18 protein-coding genes are annotated in these 22,081 nt (G+C 71.9%); 8 read left to right on the top strand and 10 right to left on the bottom strand.

Translation table 11 applies throughout. From position 1 onward, the window contains the following. Window positions 1-10 precede the first annotated feature (10 nt). The 3 genes from ACFZDE_RS01130 to ACFZDE_RS01140 all read right to left on the bottom strand — a co-directional run bounded on the left by ACFZDE_RS01130 (window position 11) and on the right by ACFZDE_RS01140 (window position 4,835). Window positions 11-1,324 carry an ATP-grasp domain-containing protein gene (locus ACFZDE_RS01130; RefSeq protein ID WP_391196261.1) on the bottom strand — a complete coding sequence of 438 codons (1,314 nt, stop codon included), beginning with the start codon at window positions 1,322-1,324 and terminating at the stop codon, window positions 11-13. A gap of 301 nt (window positions 1,325-1,625) precedes the next feature. Next, window positions 1,626-4,031 carry a SpoIIE family protein phosphatase gene (locus tag ACFZDE_RS01135; RefSeq protein WP_391196262.1) on the bottom strand — a complete coding sequence of 802 codons (2,406 nt, stop codon included), beginning with the start codon at window positions 4,029-4,031 and terminating at the stop codon, window positions 1,626-1,628. A 168-nt stretch (window positions 4,032-4,199) separates the two neighbouring features. Beyond that, window positions 4,200-4,835, bottom strand: a complete 636-nt coding sequence (locus ACFZDE_RS01140; RefSeq protein WP_391196265.1) for a LysE family transporter — start codon at window positions 4,833-4,835, stop codon at window positions 4,200-4,202. A gap of 111 nt (window positions 4,836-4,946) precedes the next feature. Here ACFZDE_RS01140 and ACFZDE_RS01145 point away from each other — a divergent pair, with 111 nt between their 5' ends. Further along, window positions 4,947-5,399 carry an Lrp/AsnC ligand binding domain-containing protein gene (locus ACFZDE_RS01145; RefSeq protein WP_390991638.1) on the top strand — a complete coding sequence of 151 codons (453 nt, stop codon included), beginning with the start codon at window positions 4,947-4,949 and terminating at the stop codon, window positions 5,397-5,399. Between the two features lie 24 nt (window positions 5,400-5,423). Here ACFZDE_RS01145 and ACFZDE_RS01150 read toward each other — a convergent pair whose 3' ends face one another. Continuing rightward, window positions 5,424-6,362: a phosphotransferase family protein gene (locus ACFZDE_RS01150; RefSeq protein WP_391196266.1), complete on the bottom strand. Its 939-nt coding sequence runs from the start codon at window positions 6,360-6,362 to the stop codon at window positions 5,424-5,426. 280 nt (window positions 6,363-6,642) lie between these two features. Here ACFZDE_RS01150 and ACFZDE_RS01155 point away from each other — a divergent pair, with 280 nt between their 5' ends. Next, on the top strand, window positions 6,643-7,317 hold the full coding sequence (locus tag ACFZDE_RS01155) for a DUF5701 family protein (RefSeq protein ID WP_391196268.1): 675 nt from the start codon (window positions 6,643-6,645) through the stop codon (window positions 7,315-7,317). Between the two features lie 151 nt (window positions 7,318-7,468). On the opposite strand, the gene ACFZDE_RS01160 is transcribed toward ACFZDE_RS01155, so the two are convergent. Then, on the bottom strand, window positions 7,469-8,569 hold the full coding sequence (locus ACFZDE_RS01160; RefSeq protein WP_391196271.1) for an AI-2E family transporter: 1,101 nt from the start codon (window positions 8,567-8,569) through the stop codon (window positions 7,469-7,471). 270 nt (window positions 8,570-8,839) lie between these two features. Here ACFZDE_RS01160 and ACFZDE_RS01165 point away from each other — a divergent pair, with 270 nt between their 5' ends. Continuing rightward, on the top strand, window positions 8,840-9,556 hold the full coding sequence (locus ACFZDE_RS01165) for a hypothetical protein (RefSeq protein WP_391196273.1): 717 nt from the start codon (window positions 8,840-8,842) through the stop codon (window positions 9,554-9,556). Between the two features lie 5 nt (window positions 9,557-9,561). Continuing rightward, window positions 9,562-10,383, top strand: coding sequence for an SgcJ/EcaC family oxidoreductase (locus tag ACFZDE_RS01170; protein ID WP_391197414.1), 822 nt, complete (start codon window positions 9,562-9,564; stop codon window positions 10,381-10,383). Window positions 10,384-10,433: 50 nt separating this feature from the next. Here ACFZDE_RS01170 and ACFZDE_RS01175 read toward each other — a convergent pair whose 3' ends face one another. The 4 genes from ACFZDE_RS01175 to ACFZDE_RS01190 all read right to left on the bottom strand — a co-directional run bounded on the left by ACFZDE_RS01175 (window position 10,434) and on the right by ACFZDE_RS01190 (window position 12,497). Further along, window positions 10,434-11,213 carry a polysaccharide deacetylase family protein gene (locus tag ACFZDE_RS01175; protein WP_391196275.1) on the bottom strand — a complete coding sequence of 260 codons (780 nt, stop codon included), beginning with the start codon at window positions 11,211-11,213 and terminating at the stop codon, window positions 10,434-10,436. A gap of 186 nt (window positions 11,214-11,399) precedes the next feature. Beyond that, window positions 11,400-11,594, bottom strand: coding sequence for a hypothetical protein (locus ACFZDE_RS01180; protein ID WP_391196278.1), 195 nt, complete (start codon window positions 11,592-11,594; stop codon window positions 11,400-11,402). 105 nt (window positions 11,595-11,699) lie between these two features. After that, window positions 11,700-11,915: a hypothetical protein gene (locus ACFZDE_RS01185; RefSeq protein WP_390991624.1), complete on the bottom strand. Its 216-nt coding sequence runs from the start codon at window positions 11,913-11,915 to the stop codon at window positions 11,700-11,702. A gap of 126 nt (window positions 11,916-12,041) precedes the next feature. Next, window positions 12,042-12,497, bottom strand: coding sequence for a TerB family tellurite resistance protein (locus ACFZDE_RS01190; RefSeq protein WP_390991621.1), 456 nt, complete (start codon window positions 12,495-12,497; stop codon window positions 12,042-12,044). 134 nt (window positions 12,498-12,631) lie between these two features. Between ACFZDE_RS01190 and ACFZDE_RS01195 the strand changes: the two genes are divergently transcribed. From ACFZDE_RS01195 to ACFZDE_RS01205, 3 genes are all read left to right on the top strand, one after another. Then, window positions 12,632-13,414 (top strand): methyltransferase domain-containing protein, encoded by a 783-nt coding sequence (locus ACFZDE_RS01195; RefSeq protein ID WP_391196281.1) that lies wholly within the window; start codon window positions 12,632-12,634, stop codon window positions 13,412-13,414. Window positions 13,415-13,659: 245 nt separating this feature from the next. Further along, window positions 13,660-18,879, top strand: a complete 5,220-nt coding sequence (locus ACFZDE_RS01200) for a family 43 glycosylhydrolase (protein ID WP_391196283.1) — start codon at window positions 13,660-13,662, stop codon at window positions 18,877-18,879. 222 nt (window positions 18,880-19,101) lie between these two features. Then, the gene (locus ACFZDE_RS01205; protein ID WP_391197415.1) at window positions 19,102-20,406 is read left to right on the top strand and encodes a DEAD/DEAH box helicase; all 1,305 of its coding nucleotides are present in this window, start codon (window positions 19,102-19,104) and stop codon (window positions 20,404-20,406) included. A 266-nt stretch (window positions 20,407-20,672) separates the two neighbouring features. Here the strand turns inward: ACFZDE_RS01205 and ACFZDE_RS01210 are convergent, their stop codons facing one another. Further along, a complete protein-coding gene (locus ACFZDE_RS01210; RefSeq protein ID WP_391197417.1) occupies window positions 20,673-20,747 on the bottom strand; it encodes a hypothetical protein in 75 nt (24 codons plus the stop codon). A 144-nt stretch (window positions 20,748-20,891) separates the two neighbouring features. On the opposite strand from ACFZDE_RS01210, the gene ACFZDE_RS01215 reads away from it, so the two are divergent. Further along, window positions 20,892-22,001, top strand: coding sequence for a substrate-binding domain-containing protein (locus tag ACFZDE_RS01215; protein ID WP_391196286.1), 1,110 nt, complete (start codon window positions 20,892-20,894; stop codon window positions 21,999-22,001). Window positions 22,002-22,081 lie beyond the last annotated feature (80 nt).

Below are 22,081 nucleotides of genomic sequence, written 5' to 3' on the forward strand. Positions count from 1 at the left end.
CACGTGCTCCTCACTCTCGCGCGGCGTCGGCCCCGGCCGGGACGTCCTCCAACGCCAGGCCCAGGGCGGCCACGCAGTGGTCGAACTTCTCCCGCAGCTCCGCCTCGTCGGCCCCGCCGGTGTAGATGTGCGCCAGCTCGTAGCTGTAGCTGTCCTGCCCGGGGAGGTCCGAGAGCCGGTCGCCCGCTTCCGGGATCACCTCGATGCGCACCCCAAGCGTCTCCCGCTCGATGCGGGCGATGTCCTCGGCACTCGGCACTCGGCGCACCACACCGTCGGTGAACCAGCGGTGGTACCACTTCGCCGCCATCGCGTACGAGCCCTCGCGGTGCGGCATGCGCGGGTCCTCACCCAGCGCGAGACGGACCATGCAGTGGTGGTTGGGCACGCCGTCGACGTACTGGAACAGCTCCGCGTGCGACTGGGAGTGCCGGGGGTTGATCTCCAGCAGGTTGATCTCCCGGGTCCGCGGGTCGTAGAAGTACTCGATGCTGAAGGTGGCCGAGTCCATTCCGATCTGCCGCATCACGCGCTCGCTGACGTCGTGCAGCTGCGCGATGACCGGGGGCGGCAGCATCGAGGGGTACTGGTGGCGCAGGAAGCAGGAGGAGTCCGGGTACTGGATGGAGTCCAGGACCCCGTAGACGGTCACCTCGCCCTGGTGGACATAGCCTTCGACGGCCACCTGGACGCCGGACATGGCTCCCTCGGCGAGACAGACCCGGCCGCCCACGCCGTTCATCTCGGGCGGCAGGTCGACGCGTTCGAGGACGTGCTCGAAGGGGCGGCCGATCCGGGATATGCCGCCGCGGATCTCGGCGACGGCCTTGCGGAACTCCTCCTCGTCATCGACTCCGAAGGCGAGCTCGGACGAATACGACAGGGCCGGCTTGAGCCACATCGGGTAGCTCACGTCCTCGGGCGGGCGTGGCGGCTCGGCCGACAGGTCGACCTGACCGAAGGGCGGGTGCCGGTCGGTGGCCTTGCGCTGCTCCAGCCGGCTCCAGTACTTGTGCTCGCACTTGACGACCGACTCCAGGCTGGTGCTGCGGGTGCCGTAGCGTTCGCTCAGGATCGGGACGAGGGTGCTGACCGGGAAGTCCCAGTAGCCGACGATCGCGTCGATGGTGCCGTCGAACGCGTCGAGCACGCCCTGGGCCTTGTCGAGCAGCGTCGGCAGGTCCACCTCGCCGACCTGGAGCTCCTCGATCGTCAGCAGCTGGTGAAAACGCAGCTGGTCGGCTCCCGGGACCTGCTGGAGCGTGGGCAGGTTGGCCTCGTCGAGCCCGATCACGAAGACGTTCCTCACCGTCTCGTCAGACACGGCTCTCCTTCCGATGGCGTACGGCCCGAAGGCCTGCTTGCAAGATCGTCGGAGTACCCGCCGTACCTGCGGGCATTCCGGTCCGGGCATCGCGCCCGTTCCGGACGGCCGGGGACATGTCCGCCGTCGTCGGCCTGCGGGCTGAGGGGGCCGCCGAGGCGGATCCGCCGGGCGGTGTGGTGTCCGCCCCGACTGGCGTCGGCCATGGTGTCTGTCTCGGCTGGCGTCGGCCATGGTGTCTGCTCCGGGTGGTGTCGCCCGTCGTGTCGGTCCGGCTCGCGTCGAGTGTCGTGCCGTGGGATCACACCCCGGTGGGCAAGGCCTGTTCCGCCCAGATGGTCTTGCCCGTCGGTGTCTGGCGGCTGCCCCAGCGTTCGGCGAGCTGGGCCACGAGCAGCAGTCCCCGGCCGCCCTCGTCGAAGACCCGGGCCCGGCGCAGATGCGGGGCGGTGCTGCTGCCGTCGGACACCTCGCAGATGAGGGTCGCGTCGCGGATCAGCCGCAGCTCGATGGGGGCGCCGCCGTACCGCAGCGCGTTGGTGACCAGTTCGCTGACGATCAGCTCGGTGGCGAACTCCGCCTCGGTCAGGCCCCATTCGGCCAGTTGCTCGCCCGCCATCTTGCGGGCCCGGGACACGGCCGCGGGGTCCGGGGGCAGCTGCCAGGTGCGGACCTTCCCGGCGTCGAGCGCGGACGTGCGCGCGAGCATCAGCACGACGTCGTCCTCGGCGGGCCGGCCGGACAGCAGGGTGCGCAGCACCTGATCGCAGGTCTCCTCCAGGGCCACCGCGGGGCCGCCCAGTGCCCGGCGCAGCAGGGAGATCCCGACCTCCACGTCATGGCCGGGCGCCTCGATCAGACCGTCGGTGTAGAGGGCGAGCAGGCTGTTCTCCTCCAGCCGTACCTCGGCGGACTCGAACGGCAGGCCGCCCAGGCCCAGTGGTGGCCCGGCCGGCAGGTCCACGAACCGGACGCTGCCGTCGGGCGTGACCAGAGCGGGCGGCGGATGCCCGGCGCGGGCCATGGTGCAGCGGCGGGACACCGGGTCGTACACGGCGTACAGACAGGTGGCGCCGACCTGCCCCGACGCCTCCTTGGCCCCGCGCGCCTCCGGGCCCTCCTCCCGGTCGAGCCGGAGGACGAGGTCGTCGAGCTGGGTGAGCAGCTCGTCGGGGGCGAGATCCACATCGGCGAGCGTGCGCACGGCGGTCCGCAGCCGGCCCATCGTGGCCGACGCCTGGATGCCGTGGCCCACCACGTCGCCCACGACCAGCGCCACGCGCGCGCCGGACAGCGGGATCACGTCGAACCAGTCGCCGCCGATGTCCGCACCCGCCCCGGTGGGCAGATAGCGGTAGGCGATGTCCATCGCCGCCAGTTCCGGGAGCCGCTCGGGCAGCAGGCTGCGCTGGAGCGCCAGAGCCGTGCGGCGCTCCCGGGTGAAGCGGCGGGCGTTGTCCACACTGACCGCGGCCCTGGCGACGATGTCCTCCGCGAGCAGCAGGTCGTCCTCGCTGAAGGAGTCCGGGGTGCGGTGGCGCAGGAAGTGCACCAGGCCCAGGGTCACGCCACGGGCGCGCAGCGGCACCATCATCACCGAGTGGATCATGTACTTCGTCACGGTCCGGGCGCGGGCGGGGGAGTGCCTGAGCCACTCCTGCAGCTCCGGATCCCCCGGCCGGTGCCGGGCACCCCGCTCGGCGGCCAGGACCCGCAGCGGCAATGTCCCCACCGGGTAGCCGATGGTGTCGCCGGAGGCCACCACCGACTCCGGGCAGCCTGCCAGCACCGATCGCTGGGCGGTGCGCCGCAGGGTGGCCGGCGTGCCCGTGGGCAGCGGGCCCGGCTCGTCGCCCTGGGCGACGGACTCCAGCAGATCCAAGGTGACGAAGTCCGCGAACCCCCCGGCGACGGCCACCTCCGCCATCTCCTCGGCCGTCCGGGTCACGTCCAGGGTGCTCCCGATGCGCAGACTCGCCTCGTTGAGCACCGCCAGACGGCGCCGGGCCCAGTACTGCTCGGTCGTGTCGAACACGGTCGCCGACATGCCGCACACCACGCCGGCCTCGTCCTTCAGCGGAGACATGAACATGGACCAGGCGTGCGGCCGGATCTCGCCCGGGGCCTTGCCGTGCTCCTCGTGGAAGATCATCTCGCCGGTGCGCAGAACCTGCCGCTGGAGGCGGTCGTAGGTGTCGAAGGGCGGGTTCGGCTCCATTTCCCACAGGGTCAGGCCCTTCATCTCCTCCTCGGATCTGCCCATCACCTGGGCCATGCTCTCGTTGGCGGCCACCAGCCGGGCGTCCCGGTCGTAGACCGCCACCGGCACGGGGAGCTGACCCAGGGTGAGGTCCCACAGGGGCGGGGAGCCGGGTTCGTCCCGCGCGCCCGGGTACACCGGCGTGGTGCCGGTGCAGAGCCACAGCCGGCCGCCCTCGGCGTCCAGCAGCGGTGTGCCCTGGAGCCGCATCACGACCCGGTTGCCGTCGCGGTGCCGCAGCGCCACCTCACCGGCCCACCGCCGGCCCTCGGCCACGTGCCGCCGCGTGGAATCCGGGAGCCGGGCGGCGAGCAGATCGCCTACGGGCCTGCCCACCAGCTCGGCGGGCTCGTAGCCGAGCAGGCGGCGCGCCCCGTCGCTCCACACCGTGATCGTGCCATCGGCGTCGACGACGAACGCCACGTCCTCCGGTACGCGTCCCTGCACGGTGCCTCCGGATGTGCCGCCCTTGCCTGCACACGACTCCCTGCACCCGATTGTCCCGCTACCGGCCCGCCGGGGCGCGTCTTCCGGAAAGCGCCCCGGTGACCAGCGCGAACGCTCGGATCGTGGCGCGGATCGCCTGCTCGGACCCACCGACACGGACCCGGTCGGTCAGCCCGCCGCCAGCCGTTCCACGAGCAGGAACCCGCCGATCACGATCATCATCGCGCCGGAGATCCGGGTCATCGCCCGGGCCGCGGAGGGCCTGGTCCTCAGGACCGTGCGGGCGAGGACTCCGACCGTGAGGTAGACGACGGCGCAGGCGGTCATGTGCAGCGAGCCGAGCAGGCCGGTCTGACCGGCCACCGGCCACGCCCCCGCGGGATCGATGAACTGCGGGAAGAGCGAGAAGTACAGCAGCAGTGCCTTGGGGTTGAGCCCGCTGGTCCCGACCCCCTTGAGCATGACCCGCAGCCGGGAGGAGCCGCCGCCCGCGGTGCCCAACTCCGCCCCGGAGGCCGTCAGGGTCGCCGGCCGGCGGAGCACTCCCCAGCCGAGCCACACCAGGTAGCCGGCCCCCGCCATGGTCAGCGCGGTGAGCAGCGTCCCCGAGCTCGCCACGATCACCACCAGCCCCGCCACCGCGAGCAGGGTGTACCCCGCGTATCCGGCCACCAGCCCGGCGACCGCCGGCACGACCGACCGGTCCCGCAGGCCCGCCGTGATCGCGTAGGCCCAGTCGGCACCGGGCGTGAAGATCAGCAGCAGATCCACGGCCAGGAAGGCCGCCAGCGTGGTCGTGTCCATCGATCGTTCCCTCTCACATGCTGTGGTGCGAGAGGAAGGCTAGGCCGGATCCGGCCGAAGGTGTTCCCTTCTTTACCCCTTGATCGCAGGATCTGGGGCAGAATCTTCTCCATGGATGCCCTGGACCGGAAAATTCTCACCGAGCTGCAGCTGGACGGCCGTCTCACGGTCACCGAGCTGGCCGCACGCGTGAAACTGAGCGTCTCGCCCTGCCACCGCAGGCTGCGCGATCTCGAGCGCGAGGGCGCGATCCGCGGCTACCGCGCCGTGGTGGACCCGGCCGCCGTCGGCCTGAACTTCGAGGCCCTGGTCTTCGTCACCATGCGCCTGGAGGACGCCGACACGGTCTCCGCGTTCGAGGAGGCGGTGGCCGCCGTCCCGCACGTGCTCCAGGCCCAGCGGCTGTTCGGCGATCCCGACTACCTCCTGCGCGTCGCCGCCACCGATCTGACCGCCTTCCAGCAGCTCTACGACCGGCAGCTCGCCCGGCTCCCCGGGGTGCAGCGCCTCAACTCCACCCTCGTGATGAAGCACATCGTCGACGACCGCCCGCTGCCCGAGTGAGCGGCCCTCGCGCGGCGGCAGGCCTCAGGCGTCCAACCCGCCGGCGAACGGCATCTTCCGCCACTGCTCGACGGCCGGCTTCAGCGCGTCCACCAGCAGGGGCAGTTGCGGCGCGAGCGCGAGACAGGCCACCGCGCGGGACATGCCCACCGCGTTGACGACCCGCAGTACGTCCTGGTCGAGCGGGCGCAGCCCCAACGGCCCGGCGGCGGCGTCGTACGCGGCCTCGCACTCGGGGCCGAAAGCCGCCAGATCCCACTCCACCGGCCCGAGCGTGGTCAGTTCGAAGTCGGAGTACAGCACGCCGTCCGGCCCGGAGACGATGTTGGCCGCCGGGGCGTCACCATGGATCGGCTGGAACCCGACGCCGGGGAACGCGGCCTCGAACCCCTCCCGCGAGCCGACGACCGGCTCCAGTACCTCCCACTCGCGCCGCGCCCGGTCCAGATCGGCCGGACCCAGCAGATCGGGGCGCCCTTCGAGCGCGGCCAGCCCCTCGGTGACGAACCGCGGTTCGGCCGCCGACAGGAAGGGCAGCTCGCCCGGGTAGTCGCGCAGCGCGGCATGCAGCCCGGCGACCAGGCCCGCGTTGCGGACATAGTCGGGCTCGGCGCTCTGGTCCAGCTCGACGAACTGCCAGAACGTCATCGAGAACCCGTCCCGCGTCACCGGCTCCCGGGGCACGAGCGGACTCGGCGGGATCACCGGATGCCCCTGATCCGCGAGCCACCCCACCACGTCCAGCTCCTGCCGCTGCCGGGCGGCCCCGTACTCGGCGTCGGCGTACGCGGGCAGCACCGTCGGCACCCTGACCACCACGGGCGACGGAGCCAGGTGCACCACGACGGAGAACACGTCGTAGATGACCCTCGCGTCCCCCACGTCGAGCCCCAGATCTCGCCCGGCCGCGACGGCGGCGGCCAGCGCGCGGGAGGTACGAGCGGACAGTTGATCAGGTGTCAAGAACCCTTCCATGGAGGGATGGTGTCATGGAGGGGCACGGCCGCACACCGGGTCAAGGATCACGGCCCGTGGGTGCACCGGGCGAGCGGCCTACGGGCGCGGGGGCAACGCAGCGGGCGGGCGACAGGACGGAAAGGCGCGGGGGCGACGGACCGGGCGGAGCGGGAACGTCCCGGCGGACCTGATCGTTACCCATGAGTTCACGCAGGTCCGAGTCCGCCCCGCGGCAGGGCTCGCCCCGCGTCCGAGCTCGCCCCATGTCGTCGACCCGAGGAGCATCGTGCCCGACACCACGCCCGACCCGTCCACCGTCCTCCCCGCACTCCCGGCCCTGAGCGCGCAGGCCGAGCGGCTGATCGAGCTGGGGGTGCACGAGAGGGCCGGTCTGACCGCCGACGAGATCCGCGCGTTCGCCGCGCGGGCCGAAGCCGAAGCCGGGGCCGACGGCGCCGGTGCCCTGCTGGCCGTGCACCCGGACCGGGCCCCCGCCTCCGCCCTCGCACCGCTGCTGAGCCGCGACGGCAAGCCGGGCTTCGTCGTCGTCGACATGCCCGACGTCGACGCGTTCGCCCCCTGCGCCCTCGAACTGCCCGACTCCCCGCTCTACCTGGTCACCGGCATCGACCGCGGCGACCACATGTCCAACTGGTCCCCGGACGAGGCCCTGCCGGCCCTGACCAAGGAGGACCGCACCCCGCTGGTGCTCACCGAGGGCATCCACTGGGTGCTCCAGCAGCCCGAGGCCCTGGAGCGCAACCTCTGCTTCATGACCATCGGCTCCCGGCTGCGCAAGCCCAACGGCACCTTCGACGCCCGCACCCCGGCCATCTGGATCAGCAACGGCACCGGCCGGGACGGCCGCGAGCGCCGCAACGCCCCCAAGGTCGGCTGGTGCTGGTGGAACAACCGCCACACCTGGCTGGGCTTCGCCTCCACGACGGGGCGCAGAGGCTGACGCCCGTCCCCGCACGCACCGGACGAGCGGCACCGGCCCGCCCGCGACCAGCGCGGCGAGGCCGGTGCACGCCCCTCTCCCGCGTCGCCTGCGCGCCCCCTCCCGCGCCCCTTCCCGCGTCGCCTGCGCGCGTGCCCTGCCGGGGTGATGCTCAGGCCGGTTCGCCCGTGGGCCCCCGCAGGGCCTGGTACACGGACCACACCACCGCCACCAGCGGTACGGCCACCACCGCGCCGATCACCCCCGCCGCCACCGCCCCGCCGACCACCGCCAGCGCGACCACCACCGGGTGCAGACGGACGGCCCAGCTCATCACGATGGGGTGCAGCAGGTGGCCCTCGATCTGGCCGATGACCACGATCAGGGCGACGACCACCAAGGCGATGAGCGGCCCCTTCGACGCCAGGGCGACGACCGCCGCCACCGCCAGGGCGATGGGCGAGCCGATCAGGGGGATGAACGCGGCCATGAACTCCAGCAGGGCCAACGGAACGGCCAGCGGCACCCCGAGAGCGAACAGCGCGATGCCCACCAGGACCGCGTTGGTCGCCGCCACCAGCAGGATGCCGTGCGTGTACCCGGTGAAGGTCCGCCACGCCGCCCCGGCCCCGACCGCGAACCGCTCCCGGGCCCGTTCGGGGAGCTGGTGGCACAGCCATTGCCACTGCTTCTCCCCGGAGTGTGTGAAGAACACCCCGCAGAACAGGGCCAGCGCGAGCACGGTCAGCACCTCCACCAGCCTGCTCGCGCCGCTCAGCGCCGTACTGATGAGGGTGGAGCGGTGGTCCGACAGGAGCTTGCCGATCCGGGACTGAAGATCGTCGAACGCGTCCGCGGGCAGCCGGAAAGGCGGTTCCTCCAGTTGGCGTTCGATCCGGTCGATCCCCGCCACGAACTCCTTCTCCAGCCCCGTCCGCTGGTCCGCCACGGTCTCGCCCACCAGGGCCAGCGCCCCGAGGACGAGGACGATGCCGCCGATGACTGCGGTGGCGACCGCGAGCGGCCGGGGCATGAAGCGCGCCAGCAGCCCGGCCGCGGGGCGCAGCACCGCCGTGATGACCAGGCCGAGGAAGACGGCCACGGCGATCCGGTGGAACTGCCCGAGCACGGAGAACGCGACCCGGACGACGATGCCGACGGCGATGAGCCGCCACGCGTACGCGGCCGCCGTGCGCAGCACGCCCGGCACCCGTGATTCGGCGTCGTTCGGGTCCGGCAGTGCCGAGACGGGTGGGTCGGGGGGCGTGGACACCTCATGCCCGTACCACCCACCGGCCGCCGGGCAGCGGAGCCGGACCGAAATTCCCCCGAAGGCCGGTACCGGCAGGGCGGGCGGCGCGGCCGAGCGCGGCGTTCCGAGCCCGGACGCCTGACCCGTGGCCCCGCCCACCGCAAGTCCCCGACGAGCCATAGGGAAATCCCCACGATCCGAACGACGGCCGTTCAAAATCCGTGAACTCTCAATAACATTCTGGGCATCCGCTCCGTCGGTTTCCCCACCCCCCACTCAACGGAGACACGCATGCCCACTGCGACGAACGCGTCCGAGTCCGCCTTACCCGACGCCACGCCCGGGGACCCGGACGACCTGGACGATCTCGCGGACCTCCCCACCGCACCCGCTCCGCCCACCGTCCTCATGGACGACAGGGCGCTCGCCGACTTCCTCACCGCGGCCGTCGCCGAGTACCGGCTCGTCACCGCGGAGACCCCGCTGCCCTGTTTCGCGCTCCTGCTGGGCCACGCGGAGGCGGCGACGTACTCGGAAGCCACGACGTACCAGGTGCGGCGCGTCGCCTTCGGCCGCAACGCCCGCAGCCGCGACCCGGCGGCCCGGCGCGAGTTCCGCGACACGATCGTGCCGGAGTTCGGGCCGGCCTACGAGAACGAGCACCGCGGCTGGTGGATGGACTCCCGCGACGTCCTCCGGGCGTCCCGCGAGGCCGAGGCCCTGGGGATGGACCTGCTGGGCTCCATCCACATGCATCCCGACTGGCACCGCCTGGGCCCGCCGTCGGCACGCGGACACGTTCTCAGCGAGCGCCCGACCCCCATGGACGTCCACCTCTTCGGCCGCACCGGCTGGCCCCTGAACGTCATCTGCTACCTGGAGCGCCGGGGCGGTGCCTTCTACCACGCCCTGGCCGCCTGGGCGCCGCCCGCCGAGCATCCCGCCGAGGGCGCCCGGTGCCCCGGGGTCGCCCTGCGCATCCGCACGAGTTCACCCCTGGAGGCGTGACCACCATGCATCAGACCGACGCGACGCGGGACGACAGCGGGCGGATCCGCGCCCTGTGGGCGGAGATGGCCCGGGGCTGGGCGGCGGGCGACGCCACGCACTTCGCCGCGAACTTCACGCAGGACTGCGACTTCACGACCGTACGCGGCGACAAGCCGCCGGGCCGTGACGGCATCGAGGCCGGACACGCCGCGCTCTTCGACGGTCCCTACGCCGGGACCGTCCTCGACGCGCGGATCGTCGCCATCCGCTTCCTCGGACCCGACCTGGCCACCGTCGAGGCGGAGTCCACCGTCGTCGCCCCCGGCGGGGAGCCGCTCACCACCACCCACGCGCTGGCCGTCGTGGAGCGGACCCCGGAGCACCCCTGGCTGATCAGGGCGTTCCACAACATGATCCCCGCATCCCGCCCGGTACAGCCGGCCCGCGACACGGAGAGGGAGCCCGTCCCGGACGGCGCCGCCGCCCGGCCCAAGCTGCGCCACCTGGCCCTCGTGGCCCGCGACCCGGAGCGACTCGCCCGGTTCTACTCCTCGGTCTTCGCGATGGAGCTGTTCCACCGCGACCCGGACGGCAGTTGCTTCCTGTCCGACGGCTACCTGTCACTCGCCCTGATCAAGCATCAGCTCGACGGTGACACCCCGGTCGGTATGAACCACTTCGGCTTCCACATCACGGACACGGCCGCCACCTCCGAGGCCCTCACGGCGGCCGGTACCCCGAAACCGGCCGAACGCTTCACGAATCGTCCCTTCGCCGAGTACCGGGCGATGGACCCGGAGGGCAACTGGTTCGACCTCTCGGAGCACGGCTTCGGCGGCCCGTGACCGCCCTCCGGATCGGCCGGCCGCGTCACCAACCTCTCCGGACAGCACACCTAGCGCACGGGGAAACCGAAGGAGTACCCCTGCTCCTTCAGCCACGGCAGGACCTCTCGCAGGGCGGCGACGGTCTGCGAGCGGTCTCCGCCCGCGTCGTGGAAGAGCAGGGTCGGGCCGTTGGAGATCTCGTTCTTGACGGTGGCCACCATGGCCTGGGTGCCGGGCCGTTCGAAGTCCTTGGAGTCGATGTTCCAGCCCAGCGGCCGCATCCCGTGGGACGCGGCGAGGTGACGGCTGTAGGGGGTGAAGGCTCCGCCGGGCGCCCGGTAGTACAGCGGGCGGACGCCGCCGGACGCCTTGGTGATCATGCGTTCGGCGTCCAGGATCTGCTGTGACTGGTAGGCCTCGGACTTGCGGTCCATGGTGACGTCGTGCGAGACGGTGTGGTCGCAGAGCCGGTGCCCGGCCGCCACCACCGCCTTGACCAGGTCCGGATGGGCGCGGGCCTGCGTGCCCACCATGCAGAACGTGGCCTTCACGCCGTTGTCCCGCAGCACCCCCAGCACCTCGGGGGTCCAGTCGGGGTCCGGTCCGTCGTCGATGGTGATGTTGACGCCCCGGGCCCCCGCGTCCGAGGCGTGCGCGATGCCCGCCGGAACGGGCGCCGACTTTCGGCCCTGCGACGTAGCGGGAGGCGCCGCAACGCCCCGGGCGGGTCGCTCATCGCCGGAACCGACCTGCGCGTTCCAGAACGCGCTCATACCGGCCACCGCGGTCACCCCGAGCGCCGCCGCAAGCACCTTGGCGTACCAGCCCCGCCCGCCACTTCGCACCATGTTCTTCGTTCCTTCGCCCTCGCTGTGCAGCCCGTGCATACGGCAAGAGGGCGGAACGTGCCCGGCGGATCCGCCTGTTACGGATCACGGACAATCCTGCTGCTACGCCGTCGTAGGACGGTCACAGGCGTCGCAGCCGCACCAGGTGTGCGGCGTCGGCGATGACGAACGCGGCGCGGATGTCCTTCAGGACGTGGGCCGGCTCGGCGTCCAGGAGCGCGGGTGGTGCGGGACACCGGCCAGTGCGCGCGGGTGCCGCGCTCCGGGCCGGGCGAAGGTGGCGCCCCGCGCGGAGTCGGCGTGGGCGACCCGCTCCGGTGCCGGCTCTGCGTGCTCCTTCGGCAGCGCCGGCACCGGTCGGATCAGCTCGTCCCGTGTCATGGTCCCCGCCTCTCAAGTCCTGCGCGGCGCAACGAGGTCGCGCCTGCGCGGACGGGCGGAGCCGTCCCGGACCCGGCCCGGGCGGCAGGGGGCGGCCGGTGTGCCCTAGTCGCTCTCGCGCTCCAGGACGCGGCGGGCCGCCTCGGCCTCGGCCGCGGGCGGCGACAGTTCGTCGAGGGTGTCGAGTTCGTCGTCCGCCTCCAGTTCCCGTTCCCAGGCCGCCGCGAGGCGCTCCTGCTCCTGGCGCGGCCTGGTGCCGATCGCCTCGCGGTGCTCCGGGTCCAGAGCTGCCAGGAATCGTCCGAGCGGGTCCGTGGGCATGCGGGGCTCCTTGTCATGCGGAGAGGGGGCAAATGGTGCCGACCAGCCCCAGCATGGCCGAATGCGTGGGCCCCGGCCGCCCGACACAGCCGGGGAACACCGCGTTGGCCGCAGGTGCGCCGGGTCTCAGAGATCGAACTCGTGCGGCGGCAGGTCGAGGGCGTAGCACGCCTCGCGGACCACCGCCTGCTCGTCCTTGTCGAAGTCGCCGTCGGCGCCGCCGATGACGATGCCGATCTGGACGACGGCCCGCGCCTCGGCCGGCTTCTTCTTCGCCTTGGCGATCTCCTGCATGACGCTCACCTTGCCGAAGTCGAAGTCGGCGGTCAGCTTGTCGAGGTTGTCCTCGAAGCGGCGGCGCAGGTCGTCGGCGGGGAAGTTCTGCAGCACCTCGTTGGTGGCGATGAGCTGGGCGACGCGCTGCCGCTCGGACGGGTCGACCGTGCCGTCGGCGGCGGCCACGAGGGCGCACATGGCCATACTGGAGTCGCGGAAGGCGCCGCTCTTCAGGTCGTTCTTCTTCGCGTTCAGCTGGGTCTGCATCGTCGTGGCGGATTCCTTGAGGCGGTCCCACAGGGCCATGTGAACTCCATAAGCGTCGGTAGCTTCTACAACACTGTAGAAGCTACCAGTCCTCGTCCGTCAAAGCGTCGCTTCCCGGTGCCGATGTACGACAGCTGGGCCCGGGTGACGGCCCGGCAGAACGGAGACCCGCCATGACCAGCTCGTTCCGTCCGGACTTCGGGCTCACCGCGCAGGACTACGGCCGCCATCGCGCCGGATTTCCCCCGCAGCTCGTCTCGCACCTGTACCGGCACGGCATCGCCCTCCCCGGCAAGGACGTGCTCGACGTCGGAACCGGCACCGGGGCCCTGGCCCGGCTGTGCGCGCAGGCGGGGGCGCGGGTGACCGGCCTGGACCCGGCGGGGCCGCTGCTCGAACAGGCCCGGGAACTCGACCGGGAAGCCGGGGTGGAGACCGACTACCGGGTGGGCACGGCGGAAGCGACGGGGCTGCCGGACGCGTCGTACGACGTGGTGACGGCGGGTCAGTGCTGGCACTGGTTCGACGCGCCGAAGGCCGGGGCCGAGCTGCGGCGGCTGCTGCGCCCCGGCGGCCGGGTGGTCATCGCCCACTTCGACTGGCTGCCCCTGCCGGGCAACGTGGTCGAGGCGACCGAGGAGCTGATCCTCGCCTTCAACCCGGCCTGGACGCTGGGCGGTGGCACCGGCCTGTACCCGCGATGGCTGACCGACCTGGCCACCTCGGGCTTCACCGGCATCGAGACGTTCTCCTTCGATCTGGACGTGCCGTACCCGCCCGAGGCGTGGCGGGGCCGGATCCGGGCCAGCGCCGGGGTCGGCGCAAGCCTGCCGCCGGACGAGGTGGAGCGTTTTGACGCGGCCCTGGGGCGGGTGCTGCGTGACCGGTTCCCCGGTGAGGTCGTCCACGTCCCGCACCGCACCTGGGCCGTGGTGGCGACGAGGGGCGAGAGCTGACCCGCCCGCGAGGCGTCCGCCCCCGCTGACCGACGGCAGTCGCGACCCGGGGCGGTTGTTCGACCTGTCGGACATTGTTCGAAACCTCTTGACGCTGCCCCGGGCGTCGCTGAGACTCTCGCCACACACGTCACCTGCGTGCAACGGCAGGCTCCTGGCAAGGACTTGCCGGCGCCTCGTCGGCCGCTCGTCCTTTTCCGTTCCGCCTTGTCCGTCATCAGCCATGCCTCAGCAGGGAACCCGACATGACGCACGTCGCACGACTCCGCAGCCGCGCGAGACGCCGGGCGGGCCATCTCGCCGCACTGACCGCCGCGTCGATACTGCTCACCCTCGCCGGACCCACCGCCCCCGCGCAGGCGGCCCCGGCTGCCGAAACCGCGGACATCACCGACGGCCTGGCCCTCTGGTACAAGTTCGACGCGACCTCGGGCGGCACCGCCACCGACGCCTCCGGCAACGGCCGGAACGGCGCGGTCAACGGCACCGCCGACTGGTCGGCCACCGGCCAGGGGCTCGCCTTCAACGGCTCGGACACCTACGTCAAGGTGCCGGACGACGTCATGAAGGGCATGGACGCGATCACCGTCTCCATGGACGTGCTGATCGACCCCGCCCAGACCACCCCGTACTTCCTCTACGGCTTCGGCAACACCAGCGCGGGCGCCGGCAACGGCTACCTGTTCACCACCGGCAACTCCTTCCGCTCCTCCGTCGCGACGGGCAACTGGTCGACCGAGCAGACCACCAAGCCGTCCGACTCCCACAACCTGACCCGCGGTGTGTGGAAGCACGTCACCTACGCCCAGACCGGCTCCACGGGCGTGCTCTACGAGGACGGCGTCGAGGTCGGCCGCAACACCTCCGTCACCACCACGCCCGGCGCCATCGGCTCCGGCACCACCAAGGCCAACTACATCGGCAAGTCCGTCTACGACGGCGACAAGCTCTTCAAGGGCCGCATCCGCGACTTCCGGGTGTACGACAGGGCCCTGAACGGCCCGGAGGTCGAGCAGCTCTCCCTCCCCGTCGCCACCCGGGGCGTCGCCGACGACAAGGACGCCCTCAGCCTCGGCGACACCAGCGGTGTCACCTCCGACCTGGACCTGCCGAAGACCGGCCCGGCGGGCGGCTCCGCGATCAGCTGGAAGAGCGACACCCCGTCCGTGGTGTCGGACATCGGCAAGGTGACACGCCCCGAGGCCGGTTCACCCGACGGCCACGCCACCCTCACGGCGACCCTGAAGAAGGGCACCGTGACCGGCACCAAGACCTTCGAGGTCACGGTCCGGCCCGCACTCGACGACGCCGCGGCCGTCCGCCAGGCGGCCGAGGCGCTCACGGTCCACAACCTCGACGACGCCCGCGGCAACCTCACCCTCCCCGGGAGCGGAGCCCTCGGCACGACCGTCACCTGGTCCTCGGCGAAGCCGGACGTCGTCTCGGCCGACGGCGAGGTCCACCGCCCCGCGCACGGCGACGGCACCACCGCCGTCGAACTGACCGCCACCGTCAGGAAGGGCCAGGCGAAGGCGACCCGCGTCCTGACGGCCAAGGTGCCCGAACTCCCGGCCGCCGCGCCCCTCAAGGGCTACATGTTCAGCTACTTCACCGGCGAGAGCACCTCCGACGGCGAACAGCTCTACGCCGCCCTCAGCAAGGGCGACGACCCGCTGCACTGGCGCGAGCTGAACGACGGCAAGCCGGTCCTGACCTCCACGCTCGGCGAGAAGGGCCTGCGCGACCCGTTCATCATCCGCTCCCCGGAGGGCGACAAGTTCTACCAGATCGCCACCGACCTCAGGATCTACGGCAACGGCGACTGGGACGCCTCCCAGCGCACCGGCAGCAAGTCCATCATGGTCTGGGAGTCCACCGACCTGGTGCACTGGACGAACCAGCGCCTGGTGAAGGTCTCACCCGACAGCGCCGGCAACACCTGGGCGCCGGAGGCGTTCTACGACGCCGAGCGCGGCGAGTACGTCGTCTTCTGGGCGTCGAAGCTGTACGACAACCCCGACCACTCCGGCGACACCTACAACCGCATGATGTACGCCACCACCCGCGACTTCTACTCCTTCAGCGAGCCCAAGGTGTGGATCGACCGCGGCTACTCGGTCATCGACTCCACGATGATCCGCCACGACGGCACGTACTACCGCCTCTCCAAGGACGAGCGGAACAACACCTCCTCCACGCCCAACAGCAAGTTCATCTTCCAGGAGAAGAGCGACTCGATCCTCAGCCCCTCCTGGACCCCGGTCGCCGAGGGCATCGGCAAGGGAGCCATGAACGCCGCCGAGGGGCCGCTGGTGTTCAAGTCCAACACCGAGGAGAAGTGGTACGCCTTCCTCGACGAGTTCGGCGGACGCGGCTACATCCCGTTCGAGACGACCGACCTCGACTCCGGCACCTGGACCCCCTCCACCGGCTACGACCTGCCCGCCAAGCCCCGCCACGGCACCGTGCTGCCGGTCACCCAGGCCGAGTACGACCGGCTGCTGCGCGCCTACCAGCCCGACCAGATCGTGAAGAGCGTCGAGGACGTGTCGGTGAAGACCCGGGTCGGCGACGCCCCGGTCCTGCCGGCCACGGTGATCGCCGAGTACGCCGACGGCGTCAAGCGTCCCGTCGCGGTCACCTGGGAGGACGTCCCGGCATCCGCGTACGCCCAGGCCGGCACCTTCACCGTGACCGGCAGTCTGCCCGACGGCACCGCGATCCCGGTCCGCGCCGAGGTCACCGTGTCCGCCGAAGGGCCGGACGTCCCCGCGGGCCTGCTGCTGCACTACGACTTCGACGAGACGGGCGGCAGCATCGCCCGTGACTCCAGCGGGCACGGCTACCACGGCACCTACGTCCGCACACCCGACTTCGGCACCGGCGTCCACGGCGGCTCGTTCAGGATGTCCGGCGACTCGTCCGACTCGCCGTACGTGAGGATCCCGAACGGGGTGCTGAAGAACGCCGGCAGCGTGACCGTGTCGACGTACGCCAAGTGGAAGGGCGGCAGCAGCTTCCAGTGGCTCTTCGGGCTCGGACCTGACAGCGACAAGTACCTGTTCGCCACCCCGTCCAACGGCGGCTCCAGCCTCTACTCGGCCATCACCAAGGCGAGTTGGTCGGCGGAGTCGAAGCTGACGGCCGGCTCGCAGCTCACCCCCGGCCAGTGGCGGCACGTCACGGTGACCCTGGACGGTGCCACCGGCACGATGGTCCTCTACGCCGACGGCATCGAGGCGGCCCGCACCACGACCACCGTCAAACCGTCCGAGCTGTACAGCGCGGCCAAGGACCACAGCGGCTACATCGGCAAGTCCCTGTACGCCGCCGACCCGTACTTCGGCGGCGAGGTCGACGACTTCCGCGTCTACGACCGTGCCCTCACCGGCACCGAGGTCATGGCGATCAGCGGCAACACGGCAGGCATCGCCAAGGCCACCCACCCGGCACTCAAGGTCGACGCGCTCGTCGACAACGCGGCCGGCACGATCACCCTGCCGATGAAAGCGGGCACCGATCTCACCGAGCTGGCACCCGAGTTCACCCTCGCCGAGGGCGCGACCATCAGCCCCGCCTCCGGCACCGTCCGCGACTTCACCGACCCGGTGACGTACGAGGTCACCGGGTCGGACGGCGAGAAGCGCACCTGGAAGGTCTCCGCGCTGATCATGAAGACCCCGGTCCTGCCGGGGCTGAACGCCGACCCGAACATCGTCCGCTTCGGCGACACCTTCTACCTCTACCCGACCACCGACGGCTTCGAGGGCTGGAGCGGCACGCGGTTCAAGGCCTACTCCTCCACGGACCTCGTCCACTGGAAGGACCACGGCGTCATCCTCGACCTCGGGCCGGACGTCAGCTGGGCGGACAGCAGGGCCTGGGCACCGGCGATGACCGAGAAGGACGGCAGGTACTACTTCTACTTCTGCGCCGACGCCAACATCGGCGTGGCCGTCTCCGACTCGCCCACCGGCCCCTTCAAGGACGCCCTGGGCAAGCCCCTGCTCAAGGCCGGTGACTTCCCGGGCCAGATGATCGACCCGGCGGTCTTCACCGACGACGACGGCAAGCAGTACCTCTACTGGGGCAACGGCCGCGCCTACGTCGTCCCCCTGGGCGACGACATGACCTCCATCGACACCGCGAAGGTCACCGACATCACCCCGAGCGGATACAACGAGGGCACCTTCGTCATCAAGCGCAAGGGCACCTACTACTTCATGTGGTCGGAGAACGACACCCGGGACGAGAACTACCGCGTCGCCTACGCGACCGGCCCCTCGCCCACCGGCCCCTGGACCAAGCGGGGCGTGATCCTGGAGAAGGACCTGTCCCTGGGCATCAAGGGCCCGGGCCACCACTCCGTCGTGCACGTCCCGAACACCGACGACTGGTACATCGCCTACCACCGCTTCGCCATCCCCGGCGGCGACGGCACCCACCGTGAAACCACCATCGACAAGCTGGAGTTCGGCTCCGACGGCCTGATCGAGAAGGTCGTCCCGACCCTCGGCGGCATCGACCCGGTCACCGTCGTCCACGCCGGGCCCGACGCCACCGGGGCCGAGGGCGAGGCGATCACCCTCGCCGGCACCGTCTCCGGAGCGGGCACCGCCAAGTGGACCACCGAGGACGGCGCCCCGTGCACCGTCGACGACCCCACGGCGGCCCGCACGACCCTCACCTGCACCGACGACGGCACCTTCCGGGCGACCCTGACCAGCGGACGCTCCACCGACACCACCACCGTCAAGGTCTCCAACGCCGCCCCGGCGATCACGTCCGCCAAGGGCCCCGGCGCACCGCTCCCGGCCGGCAAGACCGCCGTGATCACCGTCTCCTTCGACGACCCGGGTACCTCCGACAGCCACACCTGCACAGTCGACTGGAAGGACGGCGGCCGCCCGACGACCGGCACCGTCACCGGCTCCGGATGCCGCGCCACCCACGTCTACGACGACGCCGGCATCCACCGCCCGGCCGTCACGGTGACCGACGACGACTCCGGCCGGGACATCACCACCCTCCCGGAGCTGATCGTCTACGACCGGGCCGCCGGACCCGCCGCCGGAGCCGGGACGCTCACCTCGCCGGCCGGTGCCTACCCCGGCAGGCCGCACCTGACCGGCAAGGCGGCGTTCACCCTGGCCGCCCGGTACCGCAAGGGAGCCACCGCCCCCACCGGCACGGCCACGTTCCTTTTCGGGCCCGCCCGGCTCACCTTCCGCTCGACCGGCTCCGACTGGCTCGTGGTGAGCGACTCCCAGGCCGTCTACCAGGGCACCGGCACCGTGGGCGGCAAGAGCGGCTACGCCTTCCGGATCACCGCCACCGACGGCCCGGACACCTTCCGCATCAAGATCTGGAAGAAGTCCACCGGCGACGTCCTCTACGACAACAGGACCGGAGCGAGGACGAAGGGCATCCTCACGGTCGGCCACCGCGACCAGGAGAACGGTTAGGAGAAACCCCCGCGCAGCGCCCCGTGCTAGCGTTGGCTGTTTGCCGCTCACCGCGCCGGTGCCCCTCTCGGTGGCCCGGCCGGTGACGCGTCCCCACCGCGCCTTCCCCGGTTCGGTTTCCTCGGAGGAAGGCTTTCAGTGAGCGCAGCAGCACAGGGCGACGGTCAGGACCCGGCGCCGCCCTCGGTGACGTCCTTCGCGCAGCTCGGACTCCCGGCCGCGATGCTGCGGACGCTGGACGAGCAGGGTGTGACCGTCCCCTTCCCCGTCCAGGCGGCGACCCTGCCGGACGCGCTCGCGGGACGTGACGTCCTGGGCCGCGGCCGTACCGGATCGGGCAAGACCCTCGCCTTCGGCCTGGGGATGCTCGCCCGGACGGCCGGGCACCGCGCGCAGCCCAAGGAACCACTGGCGCTCGTCCTCGTGCCCACCAGGGAGCTTGCGCAGCAGGTCGGCGAGGTCCTCACCCCGTACGCCGAGGCCCTGCGGCTGCGGCTGGCGACCGTGGTGGGCGGTGTGTCCATCGGACGGCAGAGCGCCGCGCTGCGGGACGGCGCCGAGATCGTCGTCGCCACACCCGGCCGCCTGCACGACCTCGTCGAGCGCAAGGGCTGCCGCCTCGGACGGGTGCGCATCGCGGTCCTGGACGAGGCCGACCAGATGTGTGACATGGGCTTCCTGCCGCAGGTCACCGAGATCCTGGACCAGGTGCGCGCCGACGGGCAGCGGATGCTGTTCTCCGCCACCCTCGACCGCGACGTCGACCAACTGGTGCGCGGCTACCTGCGCGACCCCGTCGTCCACTCCGTGGACCCCTCCTCCAGCGCGGTGTCCGCGATCGACCACCACGTCTTCGTCGTGCACGGCCCCGACCGGTACGCCGTGACCACGGAGATCGCCGCCCGGGACGGCCGGGTCCTGCTGTTCCTGGACACCAAGCACGGCGTCGACCAGCTCACGCGGCATCTGCGCGCCAGCGGTGTGGCCGCCGCCGCCCTGCACAGCGGCAAGTCCCAGCCGCAGCGCACCCGGACCCTGGCCCAGTTCAGGAGCGGGCAGGTCACCTCGCTGGTGGCGACGAACGTCGCCGCGCGCGGCCTGCACGTCGACGACCTCGACCTCGTGGTCAACGTCGACCCGGCCACCGACCCGAAGGACTATCTGCACCGCGCGGGCCGCACGGCCCGGGCCGGCCGTTCCGGCACCGTCGTGACGCTCGTCCTGTCCGGACAGCGCCGCGAGACCAGCCAGGTCATGGCCGACGCCGACGTCACTCCCAAGGTCACCAAGGTGCGCTCGGGGGAGGCCGAGCTCAGCCGGATCACCGGCGCCAAGGCCCCCTCCGGACAGCCGCTCGACGGCGGTTCGGCCGCACCCCGGCCCAAGAACCACAACGCCCCGTTCCGCGGCCTGGGCAGCACCAAGGACGCGAAGAGCGGCTCCGGGAGCAGGTCGTCCCGCAAGGGCGACGAGGCCCGCAAGCTCGCCGAGGCCCGCCGGGCCGCCCGCGTGCGCCGCGGCGGCTGAGCCACCGCCGCGCTGCCGTCTCACTGGGCTGCTCCCCGAACGGTGCGGGACTTGCGCAGGGTGACCTGACCGGCGAATCCGGGTCGTGGTGGCGAGGTAGTGGTAGCCGTCGTGGCAGGTCGGCCAGGGGCCGGGACCGTGCTGGGAGAGCGGGTGGGTGAAGGTTCTCGCCCCGTGCCTCCGCTGGGGGCCAGGCACGTGCCGGAGCCGGCGGAGACCGGGTTGCAGGTCTTGTCCGTTCCGCTCACGGGCACCGGGCGCAGCCGTCACTGCTGGTTGGTCCCGCCGCGGCAGGGCCACGGGACGACCACCACGTCGTCCACGCCGGACGCGCCGCGCACGTCGACGCACCGACCGGATCCGGTGGTGATCGTGTACGTGTCGTCCGCCCCCGGCGCGCGAAGTCTTGACGCGGCGCGTTCGACTGCGTAGATATGTCTGCGCAGTCATGACAGCGCAGTCAGCCATACAATCCAGGAGACGCCATGACGCGAGCAAGGGGGCGGGACGGCGGGCAGGCCGCGCCGCGAGGCGTCGACGTGGCCAGAGCCGCGGGTGTCTCCCAGAAGACGGTGTCACGGGTCCTCAACGGCGAGCGATACGTCTCGGTGGACGTGCGACGCCGCGTGCTGGAGACGGCCGACCGTCTGGGCTACCGGCTGAACACTGCGGCGCGGGCCCTCGCCTCGGGCCGGTCCCGGACCATCGGCGTGGTCGCGCTGGGAACCGCCCTGTACGGCCCGGCCTCCCTGCTCCTCGGTGTCGAGCGAGCCGCACGGCACGCCGGATACGCGTTGAACGTGGTCAACACCCTGGAAGGCGACCAGGGCGGCGTCGGTGGCGCCGTGCGGTCACTTCTGGAGCGGGGCGTGGACGGCATCGTCGTGTCGGAGCCCATCGACGAGGATGCCGAGCCGCTCGCCTCGGAGGTCCCGCTGCTCGTCCTCGGGGCGCCGGCCGGTGCCCGCACGGGGGAGCGGACCATCGCCGCGGGGGTCGACTCCGAAACGCTGGCCGGAGCCGCCACCGACCACCTGCTGGACCTGGGACACCGGACGGTCCACCACCTCGCGGGGCCCGAGCGGTGGTTCGCCGCCCGGGACCGGCTGGCGGGCTGGCGGCAGGCGCTCGAGGCCCGGGGTCGTGAGCAGCCCCCGGTCGCCGAGGGCGACTGGTCCGCCGCGTCCGGGTACGCGGCGGGCCGTGCACTGGCCGCCAGGAGCGACCTCACGGCGGTGTTCGCCGCCAACGACGACATGGCCGTCGGCCTGATCAGCGCCCTCACCGAGGCCGGGTTGCGGGTGCCCCAGGACGTCAGCGTGGTCGGCTTCGACGACATCCCGCTGGCCGCCTACGTCCGACCCCCGCTGACGACGGTGCGCCAGCCGTTCGACGCGGTGGCCGACGAGGGGCTGCGGCTGCTCGTCCACGCCATCGAGAACCCGGATGCGGAGCTGCCGACGGCGCGGAAGCAGCCCGTCGAACTCGTCGTCCGTTCCTCCACGGCTCCGCCACCGGCGCGGACGGGCTCGGGCCCGGTGCGACCTACCGAGCGGCCCCTGGCCGGAGAGGCGCACGCCCCTCCGGCGGCCTGACCGGGACGCAAGGTCCGGGGGCGTGCGGCCATCCCGACTGGACGGCCAGCCGCCGGCACCGATCCGACGCGGACCTCCGT

It is taken from the genome of Streptomyces sp. NPDC007929 (assembly GCF_042959065.1).
Taxonomy (GTDB): Bacteria; Actinomycetota; Actinomycetes; order Streptomycetales; family Streptomycetaceae; genus Streptomyces.

Excerpts from the sequence above, each read along its gene's own strand:
- ACFZDE_RS01170 (WP_391197414.1), top strand. The coding sequence starts at position 9,562 with ATGCATCAGACCGACGCGACGCGGGACGACAGCGGGCGGATCCGCGCC.
- ACFZDE_RS01195 (WP_391196281.1), top strand. The coding sequence starts at position 12,632 with ATGACCAGCTCGTTCCGTCCGGACTTCGGGCTCACCGCGCAGGACTAC.
- ACFZDE_RS01190 (WP_390991621.1), bottom strand. The coding sequence starts at position 12,497 with ATGGCCCTGTGGGACCGCCTCAAGGAATCCGCCACGACGATGCAGACC.
- ACFZDE_RS01180 (WP_391196278.1), bottom strand. The coding sequence starts at position 11,594 with ATGACACGGGACGAGCTGATCCGACCGGTGCCGGCGCTGCCGAAGGAG.
- ACFZDE_RS01200 (WP_391196283.1), top strand. The coding sequence starts at position 13,660 with ATGACGCACGTCGCACGACTCCGCAGCCGCGCGAGACGCCGGGCGGGC.
- ACFZDE_RS01185 (WP_390991624.1), bottom strand. The coding sequence starts at position 11,915 with ATGCCCACGGACCCGCTCGGACGATTCCTGGCAGCTCTGGACCCGGAG.
- ACFZDE_RS01175 (WP_391196275.1), bottom strand. The coding sequence starts at position 11,213 with ATGGTGCGAAGTGGCGGGCGGGGCTGGTACGCCAAGGTGCTTGCGGCG.
- ACFZDE_RS01145 (WP_390991638.1), top strand. The coding sequence starts at position 4,947 with ATGGATGCCCTGGACCGGAAAATTCTCACCGAGCTGCAGCTGGACGGC.
- ACFZDE_RS01165 (WP_391196273.1), top strand. The coding sequence starts at position 8,840 with ATGCCCACTGCGACGAACGCGTCCGAGTCCGCCTTACCCGACGCCACG.
- ACFZDE_RS01140 (WP_391196265.1), bottom strand. The coding sequence starts at position 4,835 with ATGGACACGACCACGCTGGCGGCCTTCCTGGCCGTGGATCTGCTGCTG.
- ACFZDE_RS01215 (WP_391196286.1), top strand. The coding sequence starts at position 20,892 with ATGACGCGAGCAAGGGGGCGGGACGGCGGGCAGGCCGCGCCGCGAGGC.
- ACFZDE_RS01205 (WP_391197415.1), top strand. The coding sequence starts at position 19,102 with ATGCTGCGGACGCTGGACGAGCAGGGTGTGACCGTCCCCTTCCCCGTC.